The sequence below is a fragment of the Corallococcus sp. CA053C genome, assembly GCF_003611675.1.
Classification (GTDB): Bacteria; Myxococcota; Myxococcia; order Myxococcales; family Myxococcaceae; genus Corallococcus.
In genome coordinates this window covers 1-3682 of record NZ_RAWA01000628.1, presented here as the reverse complement: position 1 = coordinate 3682, position 3682 = coordinate 1, and the positions used below count along the sequence as shown (strand labels likewise).

Genomic DNA, 3682 nt, shown 5'->3' with positions numbered 1-3682 from the left:
CACCGGCGGTGTCGCGCTCTCGCGCATCGACGAGGAGCTCCAGGCCATCCAGGCCGCGCTGCGCCCGGGCGAGGCCTACGGCATGAACCTGTTGCACAGCCTGGAGCGTCCCGAGCGCGAGGAGCAGCTGGTGGACCTCTTCCTGCGCCGGGGCGTGCGCGACGTGGAGGCCTCGGCCTTCATGCAGCTCACCCCGGCCCTGGTCCGCTTCCGCGTCACCGGCCTGCGTCGGCGCGAGGACGGCCGGGTCGAGGCCCCCCACCGGCTCATCGCCAAGGTCTCCCGGCCCGAGGTCGCCCAGCTCTTCATGGGCCCGCCGCCCCCCGGGCTCCTGGACGGGCTGGTGCGTGCCGGCCGGGTCTCCGCCGAGGAGGCCCGGCTTGCCCGGGAGCTGCCCATGGCCGAGGACCTCTGCGTGGAGTCCGACTCCGGAGGCCACACGGACCAGGGCGTCGCCAGCGCCCTGTTGCCCGCGATGATGCTCCTGCGCGACCGCATGATGGCCGAGCACGGCTATGCGACGCGGATTCGCGTGGGCGCCGCGGGAGGCATTGGCACCCCCCAGGCGGCCGCCGCGGCCTTCGTGATGGGCGCGGACTTCATCGTGACGGGCTCCATCAACCAGTGCACCGTGGAGGCCGCCACCAGCGAGCCCGTCAAGGATCTGCTGGAGACGCTCGACATCCAGGACGTGACGTGCGCGCCCGCCGGAGACATGTTCGAGCTCGGGGCGAAGGTCCAGGTGGTGCGCAGGGGGCTCTTCTTCCCGGCTCGCGCCAACCGCCTGTACGCGCTCTACCAACAGCACGGCTCGCTGGACGCGCTGGACGCGCAGACGCGCGAGCAGCTCCAGACGAAGGTCTTCCGCCGTGGCTTCGAGGACATCTGGGAGGAGACGCGCCAGCACTACCTGCGCGTCGACCCCGACGTGGTGGAGCGCGCCGAGCGCGACCCCCGGAAGAAGATGGCCCTGGTGTTCCGCTGGTACTTCGTCCACACCTCCCGGCTGGCCCTGAGCGGAAGCCGCGAGCAGCGCACGGACTATCAAATCCACTGTGGGCCGGCGCTGGGGTCGTTCAATCAGTGGGTGCGCGGTACGCCCCTGGCCTCGTGGCGCAACCGCCACGTGGACGCGATCGCCGTGAAGCTCATGGACGCCACGGCGCAGTGGCTGGAACAGCAGTTCCACGGCCTGCGCGCGGGGACGTGAGCCGCGCCCCTCGCGCGGGTCCTCAGTGCAGGATGGCGCCGAAATAGGTGTCCAGGCCTTCTGGCGCGTCCAGGGGGAAGCGCGCGGCGATGTGGGCGTCGGGGCGGATCAACACGGCGCCCGCGCCCCGTGCGCCCAGCGCCCGGTGGGCGTCGTGGCGGCGATCCGTCCAGACCTTGCCAAGCCCCGCGTCATCGAAGCCCGGCGCGACCTGTCCGCTGAACACGAAGTGGGTGTGGAGCCATTCGCCGTGCTTCGCGCGGGCGTGGCTCGCCACGGCGCGCATCCGGACCGCGTCGGGCCGCTCGCCCCCGAGCACCAGGAGCGTGTGGGAGTCCGTCCGGAGCACCTCCTGGAGCGGGGTGGGTCGCTCGGCCTCCAGCACGCAGTGCGGCGCGCGATCTCCGGGCACCGCCAGGCCGCGCTTGAACGCGGCACGGGCGGCACGGGTGCCGCGCGGGTCGAGCGCCGTCTGCACCACGGGACTGCTGCGGTAGTGCAGGCCGAGCTGCGACGTCCCCAGCACGTTCTTCAGGTTCAGCGCGGGCAGGTTCAGCAGGTGCAACTGCTTGCGCGCCAGGTAGCGGACGACGGGGTTCGCGCCGAAGACGAGCGTGGTGAGCTTGTCGTTCTGCGCGAACATCGACACGGCGGCCGCGTGGCGCTCCGCGTGGTAGCTGTCGAGCAGGGCTTCGCGCGCCTTGCCCCGCACCGCGAACCGCAGCTTCCACGCCAGGTTGATGGCATCCAGCACGCCCGTGTTGAGGCCCTGCGCGGCGATGGGCGTGTTCACGTGGGCCGCGTCGCCCGCCACGAAGATCCGGCCCACCCGGAAGTGCGACACCAGGCGCTGGCTCGGCTGGTAATGGGTGAGCCACAGCGGCTCCTCCAGCCGCCAGTGGCCCAGCCCCAGGGGCGTCATGATGTCGCGGAACTCCTCCAGCGTGGGCACCTGTCCCTTGAGGGGCGAGCCTGGTGGGCGCGCGGCGATGAGCCGGTAGTAGTCGTTGCCCAGGTTCAGGACCACGAAGGGGAACCTGTCGAGGATGAAGCCGTGGCGCTCGTCGTGGGCGAGCGACATGTTGGGGATGCGCACGTCGGTCATGATCCACTGGTCGTCATGCCGCGCGCCGGTGAAGCCCAGGTCGAGCGCGGCGCGCACCCGGCTGTGGCCCCCATCGCAACCCACCAGGAAGGGCACCGACACGTCCTCGGCGGCGCCCCCGGCCCGCACCAGCCGGGCCGTCACCCCCGTCGCGTCCTGACGGAGCCCCTCCAGGGCCGTGGAGCGCTCCACCGCGATGCCCCTGTCGCCCAGGGCGTGGACCAGCTCCCGCTCCGTCTGTCCCTGGTGCAGGTGCAGGTAGAAGGGGAACCCGGTCGCCAGCCGCTCATAGCGCAGCACGGTGACGCGCCGGGTGCCGACGTGCATGTTCATGCGGCCGTTGGCCACGCCGGCCCGGAGCAGCCGCTCCGCGACCCCCAGCATCTGGAAGATCTCCAGGGTCCTGGGCTGGAGGGTGACGGCCTTGGATTCGCCGGAGAACGACGGCTCCTTGTCGATGATGCGCACCCGGATGGACTGCTGCTCCAGCGCCAGCGCGAGGCTCAAGCCCACCGGGCCCGCCCCCACGATCAACACGTCCGCCGGGGCGCTCATCGCGCCGGCTCCAGGGCCCGGGACCTGGGCATGCCGGCCAGGAAGGAGATGCGCGTGCCCATGAAGCTGGGGATCTGGCGCAGGTCCCAGTCGTAGTCCTCGTGTCCCTCGACCTGGAGGATGAGCGCCTGCCACTCCTCGAGGTGGTAGGCGCGCAGGTGAGACACCACGCCGTCGAAGAAGAAGCAGAACGCGCCCACGGGCGCCACCAGGCCCAGCAGCGTGCGGCGCAGGCTGAGGGGGCGGATGCCTCCCAGGCTCAACCATGCGCTGAGCAGCGGCGTCGCGGCGCAGAAGCGCAGCACGGACAGCAGGTCGCGCTGCACGGGCTCCATGAACACGATGGGCTGCCGCTTGGTCACCGCGTCGGCCAGGATTCCCCGCACCACGGGGGGCTGGAAGTGGTGCACGGCGTTGACGATGAGGCGCACGCCCGACAGGTGCTCGGGGACGTTCAGCACGTCCACGGATTCGGTGACGTGGCCCAGGCGGCCCGCGCTCTCGCGCTCAAGCTCGCCGAACCGCTCCAGGGACGGGTACTTGTCGGAGAGCTGGATGCGGACGTCGTCGCGCCCCAGGTGCCTGGACAGCGCGAGCATGAGCCCTCCATCCCCCGCGCACATCGCCTGGATGGAGGTGAGGCCCTGCTGCTTGAGCAGTTGGGAGAGGACGTCGAAGCCGGCGTCGTACATCCGCAACCGCACCGACATGTGGTGCAGGAACTCCATCAGCGTCTTCCGGATGGGCGAGGGCAGCCACGGCATGTCGTTGAATTCGAAGAGGTGGGCACGTTGCATGGGGGGTGTCCGGGG

General features: G+C 71.2%; 3 protein-coding genes. 1 reads left to right on the top strand and 2 read right to left on the bottom strand.

Features of this window, described 5'->3' with window-relative positions; all coding sequences use genetic code 11:
- On the top strand, nt 1-1210 hold a 1210-nt coding region (locus tag D7V97_RS41185; RefSeq protein WP_120616013.1), incomplete at its 5' end, for a PfaD family polyunsaturated fatty acid/polyketide biosynthesis protein.
- Between the two features lie 22 nt (nt 1211-1232).
- Here D7V97_RS41185 and D7V97_RS41180 read toward each other — a convergent pair.
- Both D7V97_RS41180 and D7V97_RS45080 read right to left on the bottom strand, forming a co-directional pair.
- Complete coding sequence (locus D7V97_RS41180; protein ID WP_158623566.1) at nt 1233-2870, bottom strand: FAD-dependent monooxygenase; 1638 nt, start codon at nt 2868-2870, stop codon at nt 1233-1235.
- A complete protein-coding gene (locus D7V97_RS45080; protein ID WP_158623565.1) occupies nt 2867-3667 on the bottom strand; it encodes a hypothetical protein in 801 nt (266 codons plus the stop codon). Before D7V97_RS45080 ends, D7V97_RS41180 begins: the two co-directional genes overlap by 4 nt.
- Nucleotides 3668-3682: the final 15 nt, after the last annotated feature.

Bases quoted from the DNA above. Each gene is read 5' to 3' on its own strand.
- D7V97_RS41180 (WP_158623566.1), bottom strand. From the start codon at position 2,870: ATGAGCGCCCCGGCGGACGTGTTGATCGTGGGGGCGGGCCCGGTGGGC.
- D7V97_RS45080 (WP_158623565.1), bottom strand. From the start codon at position 3,667: ATGCAACGTGCCCACCTCTTCGAATTCAACGACATGCCGTGGCTGCCC.